Here is a 16,933-nt window from a genome sequence, read left to right as displayed (position 1 = left end):
TCCGGGTGTCTTCTTTTTAGGCTACTCACGATGATCCATCGCTATCTGTTTGAAGTCATTTTCAGCGCGGTAACCCTGTGCGGGGTGATCGTCGGTTGGGAACTGTTTCTGGCCGGCAGCTTCCTGTAATTATTGCGCCGCGGCGGTTTCGTGCAAATGCCGCCAGCCGAGCGCGTCGGGCAGGCGTTCAAACACCACCGTGGAGTAGCGCAGCGTGGCGCTTTGCCCCGGCAGACTCTGTTTTTCCCGGTAGCTGACTACCGCGCCCGTCGGCCATTCGGCCACCAGCTTCATCTCTTCTATCTCGATTTCCAGTCCCGGTTTGGCGGCGCGATGCGCGCGGAAAAAAGCGCACAGCGCGGTGAAATCCAGCGGGGCGCCGTTCAGCGCGATCATGCTGAAATCCGGCGTAAAGCGCGCCAGCAGCGCTTGCTCCTCTCCGGCGCCTTTGCCCAGCCAGCGTTCAATGGCGATGTGGGCGTCGATCACTTCGGTAAAATACGGGTTCATAAAGCATCCTGTTGAGCATTGAGTTGGCGCACGATGGCGCGGTTCGCGAGGCGCAGACACAGCAACAGCGGGATAAGTGCGCTGGCGCCCGCCAGAATGAAGCAGGTTCGGTAAGCCGCCGCGGGCGGCAACACGGTCAGCAGCAGATTCAGCAGCAGGCTGAGCAGCGCCACGCCGAGGCAAAAACTGAGCTGGCGGTTGATATTCCACAGTGCGCTGGCGTCCGCCAATTGGCCGTCGGGGATCTGCAGAAACGCGCTGCTCTGCGCGGTGCTGCTGCACAGGCTGCCGCCGAACCCCATCAGGGCGAAGGCGGCGATCTGCAACGCGTGCTGCCCGGCCTGATCGATCTGCGCCAACGTCAGCATGCCGGCGCCTTGCAACAGGCAGCCGGCGATCAGTAGCGGCCGCGGGCCGAGGCGATTAAAGCTTTTGCCGGTCAACGTGATGGCCAGGAACGACGCCAGCGCCCAAGGCAGCATCAGGCCGCCGACCTGCGCGGCGGGCATCCCCAGCTGGTTTTGCAAATACAGCATCGCCACCAGGCTGACGCCGATGAACAGGCCGGGAATGCACAAATAAATCGCCATGGCGTTGCGCAGCAGCGGATCGCCGACCAGCCGCAGGTTCAGCAGCGGCTGCGGGGTGCGCAGGCTATGGCGCAGATAATAGGCCAGCACCAGCAGGCCGGCGGCCAGCAGCGCCGCGCCGGAAACCTGATGACCGGCTTCGCTCAGCCGGGTCAGGCCGAGCAGCAGCAGCGTCAGCGCCGCGCATGCGCTCAGTAATCCTGTCGCGTCGAGCGGTTTGCGCGCCGCCGTCGGCGCTTCCGCACGTAGCCACAACGCCGCCAGGGCCAGGGCCAGGGCCGCCAGCGGCAGGTTGGCGAAAAACACCCAGCGCCAGTCCAACCGATCGACGAGCCAGCCGCCCAGCGCCGGTGACAGCGCCGGCGCCAGCAGCCCCACCAACATGATGGCCGCCGACAGCCCGGCGCGTTCATGGCTGCGGTACAGCTGATAGGTCAGGGTCTGGCCGATGGGGATCAGCAAACCGCCGCCCATGCCTTGCAGGGTGCGCCAGCCGATCAGCGCGCCGATGCTGTCGGCGTTGCCCGCGCCGAGGGTGGCCAGCATGAACAGCGCCAGCGAGAGCAGAAACACCCGCCGCCCGCCGATGCGCTGCGCCAGCCAGGCGCTGAGCGGGATCACCAGCGTCAGGCCGAGAATATAGCCGTTGCTGACCCACGCCAGCTGGCTGACCGATGCCCCCATCGCCTGGCCGATGGCGGGGTAGGCGACGTTGGCGATAAACATATTGATCAGATCGACGAAAAAGCCGAGCAGATAGACGATTGCCACTTTGCTGCGATAAGACATGGTGCCTCCGGTTGAAGGCGAGCAGTGTATCGGGGGAAAAGTGCGGATAAATCGGCGGCGGGCAATTACACTGTCAAAATTATTTTGACAATAAGGGCGACGAAATGCTGAATTTGCAGCGTCTGGCGATCTTCGCGGCGGTGGTGGAAGCGGGCAGCTTTACCGCGGCGGCGGCGGCGCTGGGGCAAACCAAGGCGGTGGTGAGCTTTAACGTCAAGCAGCTGGAGAACGAACTGGGGGTTTCACTGCTGGCGCGCAGCACCCGCCGATTGTCGCTGACCGATGCCGGCGAACGCTTCTACCAGCGCAGCCTGCAGCTGTTGCAGGAGGCCGAGAACGTGCTCGACGACGTGCGACGCGATCATCACGGGCTGAGCGGCGTGCTGCGTATCACCAGCACGCCTGAGTATGGCGCGCAGGTGGTGGTGCCGGCGCTGGCGGCGTTTTCGCGGCAGCATCCGCGGCTGCGCATCCAGCATGTGTCTTCCTCTTATCATGCCGATCTGATCTCTGAGCGCTTCGACGTGGCGATCCGCCTGGGCCAGCTGGCGGATTCCAGCCACCGCGCGGCGCTGATCGACAGCTTCGCCATCTTTCCGGTGGCGGCGCCGAATTATCTGGCCGAGCGGCCGATTCATTCGCTGACGGATCTGGCGCAGGCGCAGTGGATCGCCCACAGCCGGCTCAGTTCGCCCCTCAGCTGGCAGGTGGTCACGCCGCAGCGCGACGCGGTGCTGTTCAAGGTCGCGGATGCGGCGACGCTCACCGGCGACAGCGCCGCGGCATTGCTGGCGTTCGCCCTGCATGGCGCCGGGGTGGCGCTGCTGCCGGCGTGGCTGGCGCAGCCCGACATCGACGCCGGCAGGCTGCAACGGTTGCTGCCGGATCACCGTTTCCCCGAGCAGAGCATCTATGCGCTCTACCCGAACACCCGCCACGTGCCGGAGAAGGTGCGGGCGTTTATCGATTTTCTGCGCGCGCGGGTGGCGGCAAAATCATTAGCGAAATAATAATTCGTTATCACTCTCTCATTTATCATCAGATCCCATCGGGGTATGCTGGCAATCTCTGTCTACCCCGTCCGATGCGAGCCACCTTCGATGACCGCAGAAAATAACCTCCAACTGAACCGACGCATTCTGTCCGTGGTGATGTTCACCTTCGTCTGCTACCTGACCATCGGCCTGCCGCTGGCGGTGCTGCCGGGGTTTGTGCATGACCACCTGGGCTACAACTCGGTGCTGGCGGGCCTTATCATCAGCGCGCAGTACTTCGCCACGCTGTTCAGCCGCCCGCACGCCGGGCGTTACGCCGATCAGTTGGGGCCGAAGAAGGTGGTGCTGTTCGGCCTGGCCTGCTGCGGCGCCAGTGGCCTGTTTTACGCGCTGGCGTTCGGCGTTGACGGTTGGCCGTGGCTCAGCCTGCTGCTGCTGTGCGTAGGGCGGGTGTTTCTCGGCGTCGGCGAAAGCTTCGCCAGCACCGGTTCCACGCTGTGGGGCATCGGCCGGGTTGGGGCGATGCACACCGCGCGGGTGATCTCCTGGAACGGCGTCGCCACCTACGGCGCGATGGCGGCCGGCGCGCCGCTCGGCGTGTATCTGAATCAGCAGTGGGGCTTGGCCGGGGTGGCGGCGCTGATCGTGCTGGCGGTTGCGGTGGCGCTGCTGTTGGCGAGCGGCAAGCCGGACGTCTCGATCGCCGCCGGGCAACGCATCGCCTTTCGCGCGGTGTTCGGCCGCATTTGGGCCTATGGTCTCGGGCTGGCGATGGGCACCGTCGGCTTCGGCGTGATCGCCACGTTCATCACCCTTTACTACGCCGACAAAGGCTGGAGCGGCGCGGCGTTTTCGCTGACGCTGTTCAGCTGCGCCTTCGTCGGCATTCGCCTGATCTTCAGCAATGTCATCAACCGCCACGGCGGGTTGAAGGTGACGCTGGCGTCGTTTCTGGTTGAGATCGTCGGGCTGCTGTTGATTTGGCAGGCCGGCGAGCCCTGGATGGTGCAAACCGGCGCATTGCTGGCCGGCGCCGGTTTTTCGCTGGTGTTCCCGGCGCTGGGCGTTGAGGCGGTGAAACAGGTGCCGCCGCAGAATCAGGGCACGGCGCTCGGCACCTATTCGGCGTTCCTCGACCTGGCGTTGGGCATCACCGGCCCGCTGGCCGGGCTGCTGATTGGGCAGGCGGGCGTGCCGTCGATTTATCTGGCGGCGGCGCTGCTGGTGGCGCTCGGGGTGTTGCTCACTCTGCGCCTGCTGCAGCGCAGCCGGGCCTGATTCAGGAATAGTCCGAAACCCGGATTCCTCCCCAGAAAATCATTGTTTCGGTGAATGATTACGGTAAGGTCGCTCAGCGGTCCAGAATGAGAGGAGGAATCGATGTATTTACGGCCGGATGAAGTGGCTAAAGTGTTGGAGAATACCGGCTTTGAGCGTGATTATGTCACCGATCAGGCCTATGGTTACCGCAAGGGTGCACACTACGTGTATGTGAATCGCGAAGCGCGGATGGGCAGAACCGCGTTGGTGATCCACCCGGCGCTGAAAGAGAGAAGCGTGCATTTCGCCACGCCGACCTCGCCGGTGCGCACCAGCGAGCAATATCTGGAATTTCCCCTGGATTTAAGCAGCGACGCGCCGAATCAGCGTTACGGCATCGCACACGGCTTCAGCTCGCGCGAAGCGCTGTCGCGTTACCTCTACAGCATGTTCCTGTAAACGGTCCCCCGCCAGGGGGACGCTATCAGCCGTGGGCCAACGCTTCGCGGTTGAAACGCTCGTTGTAGGCGCGGCGGAACTGCGCCAGTTCAAACGCATCGATATCCAACTCGGCGAAGTAAAACAGCGCCGCTTCGGTGTGCTCGGCGTGCAGCTCCGGCGACAGCCCGGCGCGCAGCAGCACGTCGCGCCAATGGCCAATCTGCTCGTCGTCCGCCTGTTTGATGAACGTCAGGTAGATGAACAGCAGGTAAGCGGCCTGGTGCATCTCTTCGGTATAGCCGTTGTTCAGCATGCGGATAAAGGTCTGGCTTTGGCGGCCGCCCATTTCCTGGATCATCGATTCGATCAGCATCGGTTTGACCCTCAGCAGATGGGCCAGCGAATCGATGGCTTTACGGGTGTCGGACGTCAAAATGCGGTAACCGATGATGAATACGACGATCAGGGCGGCGAGGATGATCCAGGTCATTTAGGCTTTATTACACTCTCAGTACGCCAGAAGAGGGGCGGGAGGCGCTGTGCGACAGCGCCCGCTATCAATGCTGTTCGCCGCTGAAATTACCGACCGCACTCTGTTGGCGCAGGTGGTGATTGAAGGTGGCCGCGTCTTTGGCCAGCGCGTCCAGATGGGCGCCGAGCATTTTGATCTGCTTGACCAGCGCATGCTGCTCCGGCACCGAACTGGCGGTGCTCAGTTTGCGCGCCAGTTGTTCATTCTGCGCCCGCAGCGCGGCTTCGCGCTGTTTGGCTTCTTCCAGCAGTTGCTGCAGCGCCTGGTAGCTCCGCTGCCATTCGCGGTGTTGCCGTTCGAAGCTGCTCTGCAACTCATTCATCGCATTTTGAAACTGGATTTCCAGCTCGCGCATTGTCATGGGCTCGATCCTTTGCGGCACTCAATGATGGCTTAGCAGTATAGCGAAAACTGCTCGCAAGCTCACCCGTTGACGACAATTGAGACAAATGCCGCTGACAATTCCTGGCTTGCAACCGCGCCAAGGCGTCTTACAATCGTCCCCATCCCCGGCCGTAAAGGCTGCCGTTCAAGAGAGGTGGAACATGAGCGAGCAGGAAAAAGACTTTTTTGAACAGGCGATGGCAGACGTGGTGCCGCTGGCGAGCAGGCGGCAGACGCTGTACCTCAAGCCGCAGGAGGCGGTGGACAAAAGCGCGCGGCGCGAAGCGCAGCGGCTGCGGCAGGAAAACTTCCTCAGCACCGATTTCCTCGAGGTGATCCCCTGCGATCGGCCGCTGGAGTTCAAAGGGGAAGGCATTCAGCAGGGCGTGCTGGACAAGCTGCGCAACGGGCGTTACCCGCCGCAGGCGTCGCTGAACCTGCTGCGTCAGCCGGTTGAAGCCAGCAGGCAGGCGCTGTTCCGCTTCATTATGCAGGCGGAGGCGCAAAACCTGCGTTCGCTGCTGATCGTGCACGGCCGCGGGCGGCAGAACGAAAGCCATCCGAATATCGTGCGCAGTTACGTCGCCAAATGGCTGGCGCAGTTTGAACAGGTGCAGGCGTTTTGCCGCGCCTTACCGCGCGACGGCGGCGAGGGCGCCTGCTATGTCACGCTGCGTAAATCGGCGCAGGCCAGGGCGGAAAACTTTGAACGTCACGCCAAGCGCAGCCGGTGAAAGGATAGCCGAAATAAAATGGCCGGCGCATATCGCCGGCCATCGATGAATTATTTATTAAATATTTTATAGTCCAGCGAATAACGGCCGGCGCCGGTCACCGCCAGCAGCAGCAAACCGCCAATGATGCTGATGTTTTTAAAGAAGTTGATTTCGTTGCCCATCATTTCCATGCCGGTCATTTTCCAGAACGGATGGCCGATAAACGCGGTGCCCAACACATACAGGGCAAAAATGACCGCGATAGGGCGAGTAAACAGGCCGAGAATAAGCGCGATGCCGAAAATAAACTCCACCACCACGGCGACAATCGCCGCCAAATAAGGCATCGGCGTGCCATAGCCTTCCATCGCCGTGACGGTCGCACCGAAGTTGACCAGTTTCATCCAGCCGAAAATGATAAACAGAACCATCAGTAGAATGCGGGACAGCAGAATTACGCCGTCTTTTGAGCTATCACCCATTTCGAACTCCTTAGCCACTGTCGGAATTATGTTGTCTTGCTGAATAAAGATTAGAACAATTTACGGTTTTTTCTAGCGGCGACGGGCGGTTGCGCCACTTTTTTCGTTGGGTGAGACGCGTGGTGAAGCCGACGGCATTGCCTATACTTGAGCCTGGAGCAAAAACAATAAAACAGGCAATGTGAGGCCATGATGGATGAGGAATTGACCGCCGCCGGTTACCGCCGTTATTCCGGCGACAAGATTGACGTTTATTTTAACAGCGCGATATGCCGCCATTCCGCCAACTGCGTGCGTGGCAACGCGGCTATTTTTACCCTGAACCGCCGGCCGTGGATTATGCCGGACAATGCCGAAGCGGCCGAAGTGAAACGCGTTATCGATACTTGCCCCAGCGGCGCACTGAAATATAGGGAGAAATAATATGGATCATAAAATACTGGCGGACGAGAAGCGTTTTTATATCAATGACGAGCACGGCAAGTTGATCGCCGAGATCTCTTTTGTGCCGAGCGGCGACAAGCTGACCATTATCGATCACACCTGGGTGGATGAGTCATTGAAGGGGCAGGGCGTCGGCAAAAAGCTGGTGGCGTTGGTGGTGGAGAAAATGCGCGCGGAGCAGCGTAAAATCATTCCGCTGTGCCCGTTCGCCAAGCATGAGTTCGATACCACCCCAGCCTATCAGGACATTCGCGCCTGAGGCGATAACGGGGCGCGGCGCGCCCCGGTCATTCAGCAGACGCCGAAATCGCCGTCTTCGTGGTACAGCGCCACCTCGTTGGCCTGCACTTCCGTGCGCTGCTCTTTACCCAGTTCATTCCAGCTGCAAACCAGGGTTTCGCCGTCGATCGCCACCACGGTCATCTTCGGGCCGCCGGTGGTGCGTTGTACAAAATCACCGATATTGAATGCCATGCGTTCCTCCACAACAGATTAAACCTCATCTATTGATAACACAGAATGGCGCCGCCGTTGGTAGGTGTTTCGTTATGTATTAAATTATACAGCGATTATTACCAGGGAGAGCAAACTAACATGCCGGGATTATTGATGTTTTATATGGGCGGTACGGCGCCGGGCGCCAATATTGAGTTGCACGACGTGCAGTTCGCGGCGGCGGATCGGCCGGAAGAAGCGTATCCGCTGCTGCGCGAAAAGTGGTTCGGCGATAAGCGTAAGGTGCATGTCGACGGCTATGCGCGCATCGACTGGGCGGGCGGTTACGACGTGAGCCTGGAGCCTGCGCCGTTTGCCGGCGAAGAGAGGCTGTTTTTCGTCAACGTGGGCGGCTACCGCAGCGATGAGCTGGCGGAATTGCACCAGTTCGGCCTTTTTGTGGCGCGCTCCGCCGACGAGGCGAAGGAGAAAGCCAAACGGGCGCTGCTGACGGACAGCGCGCAGCAGCACAAGGATGACCTGGCCGAGGTGGACGACTGCCTGCTGCTGCAGGCGCTGCAGGGCTACCACGTTCATCTGCGCGCCAACCCGCACGGCGAACCGGCCCGGCCGCTGTGGCAGGGGTATCTGCCGATCGGCGAACCCGCGTTATAACGCCGCTTCGAACACCCGCGGCAGGTTGAGAGCGAGGCGTTTCAAATCCAGATGCATGATATTCATTGCCTGTTGATGAAAATGCCGTTCATGCAGCATGAGAGGCGCTGTATGCTGGCAAGCACGGCCATCAACTCACACGGGACTTGCCATGACCATTGAGATTTACCCGGCGCAAAAAAGCGACGCCAAACTGATTCTGGATATGATTATCGAGCTGGCGGTGTACGAAAAGGCGCGCGAGCAGGTGCGGGCCAGCGTGGAGGACATCGAACGCAGCCTGTTTGGGCCGGGCGCCTGTTCCGAAGCGCTGATTTGTACGGTAAACGGCGAGCCGGCGGGTTATGCGGTGTTCTTTATGAGTTACTCCACCTGGCTGGGTAAAAACGGCATCTATCTGGAAGACCTGTACGTGGCGCCGAAGCATCGCGGCGCGGGCGCCGGTAAAACGCTGCTGCGGCACATCGCCCAACTGGCGTGCGAGCGGCAGTGCGGCCGCCTGGAGTGGAGCGTGCTGGACTGGAATCAGCCGGCTATCGATTTCTACCTTAGCATCGGCGCGCAGCCGCAGGGCGAGTGGGTGCGTTATCGCATGGAGGGCGAGGCGCTGACGCACTTCGCGGCGCACGGGGCGGCGCTGCCGGTACAATAGCCGTTGGGGGGAGGCGGCCTCCCCAACTGTGGTGGTGTGAACGGTTTACTGCGGATAAATCAGGCGGGTTTGCGGGCGGCGAGAATGAAGATCATCGGGCGTTCCTGCTCTTCGTCCAGCGCCGGGGTAGCGGCGATTTGCTGCGCGCTGGGGCCCCATTCGTTCAAATGCTGGATGATAAACCCTTGCTGCGCCAGCGGGTTGATATAGCTGCCGAGCGTGCGGTGCTGCTTGATGACGCCTTCCGCCAGCCAGTTGGAGACGCGCCGGCCTTCCCGTTGGTAGCCGTTGACCGGCCAGGATTTCTGCCCGTTGCCGTCGGTCAGCCAGCCCTGCTGCGCCGGGGCGGTGTAGATCGGGTGCTCGGCGGTGAAGATGAACTGCCCGCCGGGTTTCAGCGCGGCGTAAACCGTGGCGAACAGCGCGGCCAGATCCTCGAGGTAGTGCAGCGTCAGCGAGCTGTAGACCAGATCGTTACTTTCCGGCGGCAGCTTCAACTGCGCCAAATCTTGCCGACGGTACTCGATGCCCGCATCGGCGGTCATCTCCCGCGCTTTGGCCAGCATCTTTTCCGAAACGTCCAGCCCCAGCACGCTGGCTGCGCCCTGTTCGCGGGCGCTGCGGCAGAACCAGCCGTAGCCGCAGCCGAGATCGACCACGCTTTTGCCCTGTAAATCCGGCAGGATGCGGCGGATGGCGGGCCATTCCGGCGCGCCGTCCAGGCCGTGCTGCGAGCGGCTGAGCTGCGCATAGCCGTCGAAGAAGGCCTGATTGTCATAGATGTTTTGCGTCATGATGATTCCTTGGGGTGAATGACGGCGGCGGAATGCCGCTGCCATACCGTGCATATTGCTGCATAATTCTACGCTGACAACATGAATAACGGGAATGACGATGGACATGATTTCGGTGCGGCAAGCGCCCGAACTGGCGCCGCGCGCCATTGCGTATTTTCAGCAGCACTGGGCCACGGCAGAAACGCTGATGATGTATGAAGACGCCATCAACCGCAGCCTCGGCGCCGCCAACCCGCTGCCGCAGTGGTATCTGCTGATGGCAAATGACCGGATCCTCGGCTGCGCGGGGCTGATTACCAACGACTTTATCAGCCGTGGGGAATTGTATCCCTGGCTGTGTGCGCTCTACGTAGAAGAGACGCAGCGCGGCCGGGGCTACGGCGCCAAGCTGATTGAGCATGTGGCGACGGAAACCCGCCGGCTGGGCTTCCCGCAGTTGCACCTGTGCACCGATCTGGAAGGGTACTACGAACGCAGCGGCTTCGTTTATAACGGGCTCGGCTATCACCCCTGGGGCGAAGCCTCGCGGGTCTACTCGCGGGCGCTGTGATCGCCCTCGCCGGGGGCGGGTAAGACAAACCTGACTTTTCTTTCACCTCATCGCGCATCGCGGGTTACACTGGCCGCTTGTTCGCCACCGACCGGGTTAATTCGCCGCCGCGATGAGAGTGCCACGTCAGCTACAGCAACGCTTTACCGCCTGCATCGCCATTATGGCGGTGCTGTTGCTGTTTGTGGCGCCGGTGGTGTCGAAATCGCTGACGCACCACCCGATGATGGGCGGCATGACGCAGTCGGCAGCCGCCATGCCGCACGACATGCACGGGATGGCGATGCCCGCCGCCGAGCATGCCGGCCACCACGGCATGGATCCTGCGGAGATGATTTTCTGCGGCTATTGCGAGCTGCTGATCCACGTGCCGCTGCTGCTGTGGGCATTCGTCCCGCTGCTGTGGCTGATGGCGCGTATCGCGCGCCTGCCTTGCGCGCCGCGCATCGTCCCACCGCCCATTCGGCGCCTTACTCTGCGGCCGAGCCCGCGCGGGCCGCCCGGCCAACCGTTTTTCCCTATTGCTTGATCATGGGTAACGCCGTCCGTATCGCTGCGGACGGTTTGCCTGCGCGCACAGTTTGAAAAACGAGAAAGGCCATGTCTTCAATAACCAAAACTCCACCTGCCGCATCGCCGCGTGGCGCGATGCTGAACCTGATCAGACGGCTGCATTTTTATATCGGCCTGCTGGTCGCCCCTTTTATTCTGGTCGCCGCACTGACCGGCACGCTGTATGTGCTGACGCCGCAACTTGAAGAGGCGCTGTATCGCGATGCGCTTTTCACCGAACCGCACGGGCAGGCGAGATCGCTGGCTGACCAGATCGCCGCTGCCCGCCGTGCGGCGGGTGACGAGGCGCGCATTTACGCCGTGCGTCCGGCACCCGGCGCAATGGACACCACGCGCGTACAGTTCGCGAGTGCCGAGCTGGGTGCTTCCGAGTCACGTGCGCTGTTTGTCGATCCCTATACCCTGGCGATCAAGGGCGATATGACGGTGTACGGCACCTCCGGCGTACTGCCGCTGCGCACCTGGCTGGACAAGCTGCACAGCAGCCTGCTGCTTGGCGATCTGGGCCGCAACTACAGCGAACTGGCGGCTTCCTGGCTGTGGGTGGCCGCGCTGGGCGGCGTGGCGCTGTGGCTGGCGACGCGGCCGAAGCGCAAGCTGAAAAGGGTGAAAGGGGGCTTCGCCGCTAACCGCCATTGGCATATCACGCTGGGCGTGGCGCTGCTGGCCGGGCTGCTGTTCTTCTCGGCCACCGGGCTGACCTGGTCGCAGTGGGCCGGCGGCAACATCGACGCGCTGCGGGCCAACCTGGGCTGGCTGACGCCGCAGGTCAACACCAGCCTGCAGGCCGATGCGCCGCAGACGCCGACCGATCCGCACGCCGAGCACCGCGGGATGATGCCGGGCATGAAGATGGGCCCTGCCGCGCAAAGCAATGCGCTGAACGGCGATTGGGATCGGGCGCTGCATGCCGCGCGCGCCGCCGGAATAGACGCCGCTAAGGTCGAGCTGCGCCAGCCGAAAGGCGAGGGCAAAGCCTGGACGGTGACCGAAGTAGATCGCAGCTGGCCGACGCAGGTGGACGCGGTTGCCATCGCGCCGCAAAGCTTCGCCGTCGTCGACCAGGTGCGGTTCGACACCTTCCCGCTCATCGCCAAGCTGACCCGCTGGGGCATCGACGCCCACATGGGCATTCTGTTCGGCTTGCCGAATCAGCTGCTGCTGGCGGCGTTCGGCCTCGGGCTGTGCTTAACGATCGTGCTGGGTTACCGCATGTGGTGGAGTCGCCGCCCGGCGGCGGGGACGCAGCATCCGGTGCAGACCCTGGTTGCCGCCTGGCTGGCGCTTTCCCTGCCTGCCCGCGCCGTCACGCTGCTGGTAGCAGCGGCGCTGGGTTATTGCCTGCCGGTAATGGGCGTGAGCCTCGCGGCGTTGCTGCTGGTGGACGTAGGGCGCTGGCGCGGCCAGCGGCAAGGGCTTCGGGACGAAACGCCGGAAGCGGCCGCCCGCCGCGCCGAGGTGCGCAAGTTCCGCGCGGCGGTGGCGACAGTGGCGGTGGCGGTCGGCTGCGTGATGGGCCGGGCGATCCTCGGTGGCACCGTCGAACAGTTTCAGCTGCCGATCGGTGACTGGAGCGCACAGATGGTGATCATGCAGAGCCTGATGGTGCTGCTGTATACGCTGGTGTTCACCCTGCTGCTTTCCATTCCGCTGTGGTATTTCTTCCTGGGGGAAAAAGAGGGGCGGTGAGGTCTTTTGCGCTGATGTGATGCGTTAAACCCCGCTGCGGCGGGGTTTTTCTTGGCTATATCAGCCGGTGTGCGTGCAGTTTGACGCTTTCCATGATGCTGTCCATCGTCACCTGCACGCGGTGCGGCAACACGCCGCGCCGGCGGTAGATCAGGTAGGCCTGCATATCGATGCCGCGCTCGCGCGCCAGGCAGGGCAGCAGCGTGCCGGCATCGAGCTCGGCGGCGACGGAATAATACGGGGCGTAGACGATGCCCAGGCCCTGTTTGGCCAGCTCGATCGCCGGCAGAATGTTATCGCAGACGCTGGCGCCGTTGATCTCGACCTGTACCAACTCCCCCTGCGCACTGTAGCCGCTCCAGGTATTGCGAATGCCGCCCAGCATGCGCAAGGTAATGCAGCGATGCTGCGACAGTTCATCCAGCTCATTCAGCGGCGAGCGGGCGATGTAATCCGGCGCGGCGAACAGCCCGACGCGAAAACGGGTAAAGGGCCTGGCAATCAGGCTTTCGTTTTGCGGCTGGAAAAAGCTGATCAGCAAATCGCAGTCGCTGTCGAATACTGCGCCATATTTTTTCTCGCGTTCGTCGGGGTTGCGGGTTACCAGATCGACAGTCAGCGCCGGCGCAGCGTGCAGCAGCGGCGGCAGCAAATAGCTGGCCAGGAAAGCGTGGATGCCGATCGGCGCGCCGAGCGTGACCATGCCGTTCAGGCTGCGCTTATAGGTGCCGGCCATATCGAGCAGATCGCTATGCTCGTTCAGCAACTGCGAGGCGCGCCGCAAGAATTGTTCGCCGAACTCGGTCAGTGACAGAGTGCGCGGGCCGCGCAGGAACAGCTCCAGCCCGAGCCGCCGCTCCAGCGCGGTGAGGGCGCGCGACACGTTAGACTGCGGCATATCCAACAGCTGCGCCGCTTTGCTGACGCTCGCCGTTTCGGCAATGACGCGGACAATCCTGAGTTCTTCAATGCGGAAGTCTTTCTCTTTCACTGGCCGGCTCGTATGAGTTTGTATATCAAAAATGATATACACCTTTGGCGGCATTGTCATATGACTTATCACGGGTGGGTGGGTATCATTCGATTTGATTATTTGCTATCCACAAAAATAAAGAGAAACCCGTCAATGAAAGTGACAAGAGCGGTTATTTTACCTGCGCTGTTATTACTGGCCGCGTGCTCTTCCGCCGTGACCGAAAAAGAAAAATACTCGACCTTTCTGACCAATTATAACGATATCAATAAAGGTCAATCCGCGTCCGGCAAAGACGTTTTATATTGGAAGGATAAGAACGTCGATTTTTCCCGTTATCAATATCTGGTGTATCAACCGATGATCTATTTCCCGCGGCCGAAACCGAGCGAGATGGTGAGCCAACGCGCGCTCGACAATATCCTGAATTACACCAACCAGCAGTTTAAGCAGGCGATGGGCACCCATTTTACGCTGGTGGACATGCCACGCGAGCATACCCTGATTTTCCGCGGCGCCATCACGGCGATCGACACGCAGAAGAAAGGGCTGCAGGTCTATGAAGTCTTGCCAATCACGCTGTTGATCGCCGCGACGCAAAGCGTCACCGGGCACCGTACTATAGAGAGCGCGGTCTATATGGAAGGCGAGTTTATCGATGCCGCGACCAATCAGCCGGTCATTAAAGTGGTGCGTAAGGCTTCGGGAGAAAATCTTAATAATGAGAAAGCACAGCTGAAAGTCACCGACGTGAAGAACGCCATCGATACTATCGCCAACGACATCAGACAATATAAAACGCTATAGAGATTATTTATTTTCATTATTCTCAACCAGGACTTTACATGTTTCTTAACTATTTTGCTTTAGGCGTACTGATCGCGGTATTCCTGATATTATTCTACGGCGTCATTATTATTCATGACATTCCTTATTTACTGGCGAAAAAGCGCCGCCATCCGCATCAGGATGCGATTCACGTCGCCGGTTGGGTCAGCCTGTTTACGCTGCACGCCATTTGGCCGCTGCTGTGGATCTGGGCGACGCTCTATCGGCCGGAACGCGGCTGGGGCATGAGTGAAAGGCCGGAACCCTCAACGGATCTGCAGGCGCGCATCGCCGTGCTCGAAGCGGAATTACAACGCCTGCAGGAAAAGTCGACGGCGGTTCCCGGCCCTACGGTAAGTTGAGCGTAGCCTATGGATTTGCTCATTATTCTCAGCTACGTGGCGCTAAGCTACGGCGTATTTAAACTGTTCCGCATTCCGGTCAACAAATGGACCGTGCCGACCGCCGTACTCGGCGGGATCGTTATCGTCGGCGCGTTGATTCTGACGATGAACTACAACCATCCGTACAGCGATCGGGCGCAGAAAATTGCCGTGTCGGTGCCGATGGTGCCGCAGGTCTCGGGCATGATCGTTGAGGTGACGGAGAAAACCAACGTGCTGCTGCGCAAAGGCGAGGTGCTGTTCCGGCTCGACGACAGTCGCTACCGCGCGCGGCTCACCAAGCTGGAAGCGGATCTGGCCGGGGCGGAGGCGGAGATCAGAACGCGTCGGGCAGCGCTGAGCGAGTCTGCCGCCAACGTGCAGCGGGCGAACGTGGAGTTTGAGCGCGCCCGTAAAGATTACCAGCGCTACGCGAAAGGGGCGGCCATGCCGGTCAATCCATTTTCGGAGCAGGACGTCAGCCATGCGCAGCAGCAGTATCAGGCGCAATCCGCCGCGCTGCAGGCGGCGAAAGCCCAGTTCCAACAGGAACAGGCGCGGTTGTCCGGGCGCTATGACGGTGAAGACGCCACGATAGCCAGCCTGAAATCGCAAATAGCCGAAGCGCGTTACAACCTGGAACAAACGGTGGTGCGTGCGCCGAGCGATGGTTATGTCACGCAGGTGTTGGCGCGGCCGGGCACGGCGGCGGTGCGCTTGCCGTTCAAACCGGTGATGATCTTTATCCCGCAGCAAAAGCGCCAGGTGGTGGCGGTATTCCGCCAGAACGCCATCCTGCGCTTGGCGCAGGGGGATCAGGCTGAAGTGGTGTTTAACGGTTTGCCGGGACAGGTTTATGGCGGCACCGTGAGCCGGGTGTTGCCGGCGATACCGGACGGCAGCTACCAGGCCAGCGGCGCACTGCAGGGCCTGAGCGCCACGCCGGGCCGGGAAGGGGTGTACGTGATGATCGATCTGGCGGCCAACCCGGATCTGGATCATCTGCCCGACGGCGTGAGCGCCCAGGCGGCGGTTTACACCGGCCACTTCGAGCACGTCTCCGTGATGCGCAAAGTGTTGCTGCGCATGACCAGCTGGCTGCACTACCTTTATCTGGATCACTAGCCTGCATCGGCCCGGGGGAGCCCGGGCCAAGGGGTTTCCCCCTGAATGTGACAAAAACAAAAAAGCCCGCAACCGAAGTTGCGGGCTTTTTCGCTATTATCGCCGGGTCTATCTGGTTCACTGGCGACGTATTTGGTGGAGCTGGCGGGAGTTGAACCCGCGTCCGAAATTACTACACCGTCGGCACTACATGCTTAGTCCAATCTTTACATTCGCCGGCCAGCTGCGGATGGACACGCTACTGACAGACTAGCCTGATTGAGTTTAACGCTTCAGCCCCAGGCAGGACATCCACGCGATCTCTTTTGGGTTTGACCTCTCTTGATCCCCGTCCTAAGAGCGGAGGCTAGGGAGAGAGGGCTCTAAGCAGGGTATTAAGCTGCTAAAGCGTAGTTTTCGTCGTTTGCGACTATTTTTTTGCGGCTTTTTACGAGGCCAACCGCCCCTCGGCATGCTCCTAGGGCTTCGCAAATCCCGTCGAATCCAGAATCAGCCCCAAGTAACTTTGTGCAGTATACCAGAAGTTTACCTCGATAAGCCAGCGGCTTAACGATTGGCGTGCTTCATGATACGGGCTTTCGCCGTCTGCCATTCGCGATCTTTGATGTCATCGCGTTTGTCGTGCTCTTTCTTGCCTTTGGCTACGCCGATCTTGATCTTGCTCCAGGCATTTTTCCAATACAGGGACAAGGCCACCACGGTGTAACCGTCGCGGTTGACGCGGCCGAGCAGGGTGTCCAGCTCGCGTCGGTTCAGCAGCAGTTTACGGGTACGCGTCGGATCGCACACCACATGCGACGAAGCCACGTTGAGCGGGGTGATGGTGGCGCCAAACAGGTAGGCTTCACCGTCACGGAACGTCACGTAGCTGTCGCTGAGGTTGGCTTTGCCTGCACGCAGCGATTTAACTTCCCACCCTTGCAGCGACAGGCCCGCCTCGAACTCTTCTTCAATGAAGTATTCGAAACGCGCACGCTTGTTTTGGGCAATGGTGGCGGAACCGGGTTTGTGTGCTTTTTTCTTTGTCATAGTGCGTTCATTATACTGGATGCTTCAGCGAAAGAAATCCTTTCCCGTTCAGCACCTGCGCAATTTTTCGCATTTTTGGTG

23 protein-coding genes and 1 other RNA gene are annotated in these 16,933 nt (G+C 60.7%); 14 read left to right on the top strand and 10 right to left on the bottom strand.

The window, feature by feature from the left end; all coding sequences use genetic code 11:
- Positions 1–129: 129 nt before the first annotated feature.
- Both SERRSCBI_RS18560 and SERRSCBI_RS18555 read right to left on the bottom strand, forming a co-directional pair.
- Positions 130–510, bottom strand: coding sequence for a DUF4440 domain-containing protein (locus SERRSCBI_RS18560; RefSeq protein ID WP_004928958.1), 381 nt, complete (start codon positions 508–510; stop codon positions 130–132).
- Positions 507–1,889 (bottom strand): MFS transporter, encoded by a 1,383-nt coding sequence (locus tag SERRSCBI_RS18555; RefSeq protein WP_042785240.1) that lies wholly within the window; start codon positions 1,887–1,889, stop codon positions 507–509. The genes SERRSCBI_RS18560 and SERRSCBI_RS18555 overlap by 4 nt, the downstream gene beginning before the upstream one ends.
- A gap of 104 nt (positions 1,890–1,993) precedes the next feature.
- Here SERRSCBI_RS18555 and SERRSCBI_RS18550 point away from each other — a divergent pair, with 104 nt between their 5' ends.
- From SERRSCBI_RS18550 to SERRSCBI_RS18540, 3 genes are all read left to right on the top strand, one after another.
- Positions 1,994–2,899, top strand: a complete 906-nt coding sequence (locus SERRSCBI_RS18550; protein WP_042785239.1) for a LysR family transcriptional regulator — start codon at positions 1,994–1,996, stop codon at positions 2,897–2,899.
- Positions 2,900–2,989: 90 nt separating this feature from the next.
- The gene (locus SERRSCBI_RS18545) at positions 2,990–4,162 is read left to right on the top strand and encodes an MFS transporter (protein ID WP_042785238.1); all 1,173 of its coding nucleotides are present in this window, start codon (positions 2,990–2,992) and stop codon (positions 4,160–4,162) included.
- 102 nt (positions 4,163–4,264) lie between these two features.
- Positions 4,265–4,603 (top strand): DUF2002 family protein, encoded by a 339-nt coding sequence (locus SERRSCBI_RS18540; protein ID WP_042785237.1) that lies wholly within the window; start codon positions 4,265–4,267, stop codon positions 4,601–4,603.
- 25 nt (positions 4,604–4,628) lie between these two features.
- Here SERRSCBI_RS18540 and SERRSCBI_RS18535 read toward each other — a convergent pair whose 3' ends face one another.
- On the bottom strand, positions 4,629–5,075 hold the full coding sequence (locus SERRSCBI_RS18535) for a DUF1198 family protein (protein WP_033644142.1): 447 nt from the start codon (positions 5,073–5,075) through the stop codon (positions 4,629–4,631).
- Between the two features lie 67 nt (positions 5,076–5,142).
- Complete coding sequence (locus SERRSCBI_RS18530; RefSeq protein WP_033644141.1) at positions 5,143–5,478, bottom strand: MbeD/MobD family mobilization/exclusion protein; 336 nt, start codon at positions 5,476–5,478, stop codon at positions 5,143–5,145.
- Positions 5,479–5,662: 184 nt separating this feature from the next.
- Here SERRSCBI_RS18530 and smrA point away from each other — a divergent pair, with 184 nt between their 5' ends.
- A complete protein-coding gene (gene smrA, locus SERRSCBI_RS18525) occupies positions 5,663–6,235 on the top strand; it encodes a DNA endonuclease SmrA (RefSeq protein WP_033651604.1) in 573 nt (190 codons plus the stop codon).
- 50 nt (positions 6,236–6,285) lie between these two features.
- Here smrA and SERRSCBI_RS18520 read toward each other — a convergent pair whose 3' ends face one another.
- Positions 6,286–6,699, bottom strand: coding sequence for a DoxX family protein (locus tag SERRSCBI_RS18520; protein ID WP_016929826.1), 414 nt, complete (start codon positions 6,697–6,699; stop codon positions 6,286–6,288).
- A gap of 192 nt (positions 6,700–6,891) precedes the next feature.
- Here SERRSCBI_RS18520 and SERRSCBI_RS18515 point away from each other — a divergent pair, with 192 nt between their 5' ends.
- Entirely contained in the window at positions 6,892–7,122 is a 231-nt protein-coding gene (locus SERRSCBI_RS18515; RefSeq protein WP_042785779.1) for a (4Fe-4S)-binding protein, read from the top strand.
- A 1-nt stretch (position 7,123) separates the two neighbouring features.
- Positions 7,124–7,402 (top strand): GNAT family N-acetyltransferase, encoded by a 279-nt coding sequence (locus SERRSCBI_RS18510; RefSeq protein WP_033644139.1) that lies wholly within the window; start codon positions 7,124–7,126, stop codon positions 7,400–7,402.
- 32 nt (positions 7,403–7,434) lie between these two features.
- Here SERRSCBI_RS18510 and SERRSCBI_RS18505 read toward each other — a convergent pair whose 3' ends face one another.
- Positions 7,435–7,617, bottom strand: a complete 183-nt coding sequence (locus SERRSCBI_RS18505) for a YodC family protein (RefSeq protein WP_016929823.1) — start codon at positions 7,615–7,617, stop codon at positions 7,435–7,437.
- Between the two features lie 120 nt (positions 7,618–7,737).
- Between SERRSCBI_RS18505 and SERRSCBI_RS18500 the strand changes: the two genes are divergently transcribed.
- Both SERRSCBI_RS18500 and SERRSCBI_RS18495 read left to right on the top strand, forming a co-directional pair.
- The gene (locus tag SERRSCBI_RS18500; protein WP_042785236.1) at positions 7,738–8,253 is read left to right on the top strand and encodes a DUF1543 domain-containing protein; all 516 of its coding nucleotides are present in this window, start codon (positions 7,738–7,740) and stop codon (positions 8,251–8,253) included.
- Between the two features lie 151 nt (positions 8,254–8,404).
- Positions 8,405–8,905, top strand: coding sequence for a GNAT family N-acetyltransferase (locus SERRSCBI_RS18495; protein ID WP_033651602.1), 501 nt, complete (start codon positions 8,405–8,407; stop codon positions 8,903–8,905).
- Between the two features lie 59 nt (positions 8,906–8,964).
- Here the strand turns inward: SERRSCBI_RS18495 and SERRSCBI_RS18490 are convergent, their stop codons facing one another.
- Entirely contained in the window at positions 8,965–9,699 is a 735-nt protein-coding gene (locus tag SERRSCBI_RS18490; protein WP_042785235.1) for a bifunctional 2-polyprenyl-6-hydroxyphenol methylase/3-demethylubiquinol 3-O-methyltransferase UbiG, read from the bottom strand.
- Between the two features lie 100 nt (positions 9,700–9,799).
- On the opposite strand from SERRSCBI_RS18490, the gene SERRSCBI_RS18485 reads away from it, so the two are divergent.
- The 3 genes from SERRSCBI_RS18485 to SERRSCBI_RS18475 all read left to right on the top strand — a co-directional run bounded on the left by SERRSCBI_RS18485 (position 9,800) and on the right by SERRSCBI_RS18475 (position 12,514).
- Positions 9,800–10,252, top strand: coding sequence for a GNAT family N-acetyltransferase (locus SERRSCBI_RS18485; protein WP_042785778.1), 453 nt, complete (start codon positions 9,800–9,802; stop codon positions 10,250–10,252).
- Between the two features lie 112 nt (positions 10,253–10,364).
- Positions 10,365–10,781, top strand: a complete 417-nt coding sequence (locus SERRSCBI_RS18480; protein ID WP_232230723.1) for a DUF2946 domain-containing protein — start codon at positions 10,365–10,367, stop codon at positions 10,779–10,781.
- A 71-nt stretch (positions 10,782–10,852) separates the two neighbouring features.
- Positions 10,853–12,514 carry a DUF2534 family protein gene (locus tag SERRSCBI_RS18475; protein ID WP_042785233.1) on the top strand — a complete coding sequence of 554 codons (1,662 nt, stop codon included), beginning with the start codon at positions 10,853–10,855 and terminating at the stop codon, positions 12,512–12,514.
- A 55-nt stretch (positions 12,515–12,569) separates the two neighbouring features.
- Here SERRSCBI_RS18475 and SERRSCBI_RS18470 read toward each other — a convergent pair whose 3' ends face one another.
- The gene (locus SERRSCBI_RS18470; protein WP_025303965.1) at positions 12,570–13,505 is read right to left on the bottom strand and encodes a LysR family transcriptional regulator; all 936 of its coding nucleotides are present in this window, start codon (positions 13,503–13,505) and stop codon (positions 12,570–12,572) included.
- 135 nt (positions 13,506–13,640) lie between these two features.
- Here SERRSCBI_RS18470 and SERRSCBI_RS18465 point away from each other — a divergent pair, with 135 nt between their 5' ends.
- From SERRSCBI_RS18465 to SERRSCBI_RS18455, 3 genes are read left to right on the top strand one after another with little or no spacing between them, the layout of a single operon-like run.
- Positions 13,641–14,294, top strand: coding sequence for a DUF3313 domain-containing protein (locus SERRSCBI_RS18465; protein ID WP_042785232.1), 654 nt, complete (start codon positions 13,641–13,643; stop codon positions 14,292–14,294).
- 38 nt (positions 14,295–14,332) lie between these two features.
- The gene (locus SERRSCBI_RS18460) at positions 14,333–14,677 is read left to right on the top strand and encodes a DUF3302 domain-containing protein (RefSeq protein ID WP_042785231.1); all 345 of its coding nucleotides are present in this window, start codon (positions 14,333–14,335) and stop codon (positions 14,675–14,677) included.
- Positions 14,678–14,686: 9 nt separating this feature from the next.
- On the top strand, positions 14,687–15,823 hold the full coding sequence (locus tag SERRSCBI_RS18455; RefSeq protein WP_025303962.1) for an HlyD family secretion protein: 1,137 nt from the start codon (positions 14,687–14,689) through the stop codon (positions 15,821–15,823).
- Positions 15,824–15,956: 133 nt separating this feature from the next.
- Here the strand turns inward: SERRSCBI_RS18455 and ssrA are convergent.
- Both ssrA and smpB read right to left on the bottom strand, forming a co-directional pair.
- Positions 15,957–16,320, bottom strand: a transfer-messenger RNA (tmRNA) gene (ssrA, locus tag SERRSCBI_RS24310).
- Positions 16,321–16,369: 49 nt separating this feature from the next.
- Entirely contained in the window at positions 16,370–16,852 is a 483-nt protein-coding gene (gene smpB / locus SERRSCBI_RS18450; RefSeq protein WP_016929804.1) for an SsrA-binding protein SmpB, read from the bottom strand.
- Between the last annotated feature and the right edge of the window lie 81 nt (positions 16,853–16,933).

It is taken from the genome of Serratia sp. SCBI, from assembly GCF_000747565.1.
GTDB classification, from domain to species: Bacteria; Pseudomonadota; Gammaproteobacteria; order Enterobacterales; family Enterobacteriaceae; genus Serratia; species Serratia ureilytica.
Note: the sequence above shows the minus strand (reverse complement) of the source record. Positions and strands in the feature narration are given on the sequence as shown.

Coding starts and splice junctions, on each gene's coding strand:
- SERRSCBI_RS18510 (WP_033644139.1), top strand. CDS start 7,124: ATGGATCATAAAATACTGGCGGACGAGAAGCGTTTTTATATCAATGAC.
- smrA (WP_033651604.1), top strand. CDS start 5,663: ATGAGCGAGCAGGAAAAAGACTTTTTTGAACAGGCGATGGCAGACGTG.
- SERRSCBI_RS18540 (WP_042785237.1), top strand. CDS start 4,265: ATGTATTTACGGCCGGATGAAGTGGCTAAAGTGTTGGAGAATACCGGC.
- SERRSCBI_RS18475 (WP_042785233.1), top strand. CDS start 10,853: ATGTCTTCAATAACCAAAACTCCACCTGCCGCATCGCCGCGTGGCGCG.
- SERRSCBI_RS18535 (WP_033644142.1), bottom strand. CDS start 5,075: ATGACCTGGATCATCCTCGCCGCCCTGATCGTCGTATTCATCATCGGT.
- SERRSCBI_RS18520 (WP_016929826.1), bottom strand. CDS start 6,699: ATGGGTGATAGCTCAAAAGACGGCGTAATTCTGCTGTCCCGCATTCTA.
- SERRSCBI_RS18505 (WP_016929823.1), bottom strand. CDS start 7,617: ATGGCATTCAATATCGGTGATTTTGTACAACGCACCACCGGCGGCCCG.
- SERRSCBI_RS18460 (WP_042785231.1), top strand. CDS start 14,333: ATGTTTCTTAACTATTTTGCTTTAGGCGTACTGATCGCGGTATTCCTG.
- SERRSCBI_RS18480 (WP_232230723.1), top strand. CDS start 10,365: ATGAGAGTGCCACGTCAGCTACAGCAACGCTTTACCGCCTGCATCGCC.
- SERRSCBI_RS18455 (WP_025303962.1), top strand. CDS start 14,687: ATGGATTTGCTCATTATTCTCAGCTACGTGGCGCTAAGCTACGGCGTA.
- SERRSCBI_RS18515 (WP_042785779.1), top strand. CDS start 6,892: ATGGATGAGGAATTGACCGCCGCCGGTTACCGCCGTTATTCCGGCGAC.
- smpB (WP_016929804.1), bottom strand. CDS start 16,852: ATGACAAAGAAAAAAGCACACAAACCCGGTTCCGCCACCATTGCCCAA.
- SERRSCBI_RS18485 (WP_042785778.1), top strand. CDS start 9,800: ATGGACATGATTTCGGTGCGGCAAGCGCCCGAACTGGCGCCGCGCGCC.
- SERRSCBI_RS18545 (WP_042785238.1), top strand. CDS start 2,990: ATGACCGCAGAAAATAACCTCCAACTGAACCGACGCATTCTGTCCGTG.
- SERRSCBI_RS18500 (WP_042785236.1), top strand. CDS start 7,738: ATGCCGGGATTATTGATGTTTTATATGGGCGGTACGGCGCCGGGCGCC.
- SERRSCBI_RS18550 (WP_042785239.1), top strand. CDS start 1,994: ATGCTGAATTTGCAGCGTCTGGCGATCTTCGCGGCGGTGGTGGAAGCG.
- SERRSCBI_RS18465 (WP_042785232.1), top strand. CDS start 13,641: ATGAAAGTGACAAGAGCGGTTATTTTACCTGCGCTGTTATTACTGGCC.
- SERRSCBI_RS18530 (WP_033644141.1), bottom strand. CDS start 5,478: ATGACAATGCGCGAGCTGGAAATCCAGTTTCAAAATGCGATGAATGAG.
- SERRSCBI_RS18555 (WP_042785240.1), bottom strand. CDS start 1,889: ATGTCTTATCGCAGCAAAGTGGCAATCGTCTATCTGCTCGGCTTTTTC.
- SERRSCBI_RS18560 (WP_004928958.1), bottom strand. CDS start 510: ATGAACCCGTATTTTACCGAAGTGATCGACGCCCACATCGCCATTGAA.
- SERRSCBI_RS18495 (WP_033651602.1), top strand. CDS start 8,405: ATGACCATTGAGATTTACCCGGCGCAAAAAAGCGACGCCAAACTGATT.
- SERRSCBI_RS18490 (WP_042785235.1), bottom strand. CDS start 9,699: ATGACGCAAAACATCTATGACAATCAGGCCTTCTTCGACGGCTATGCG.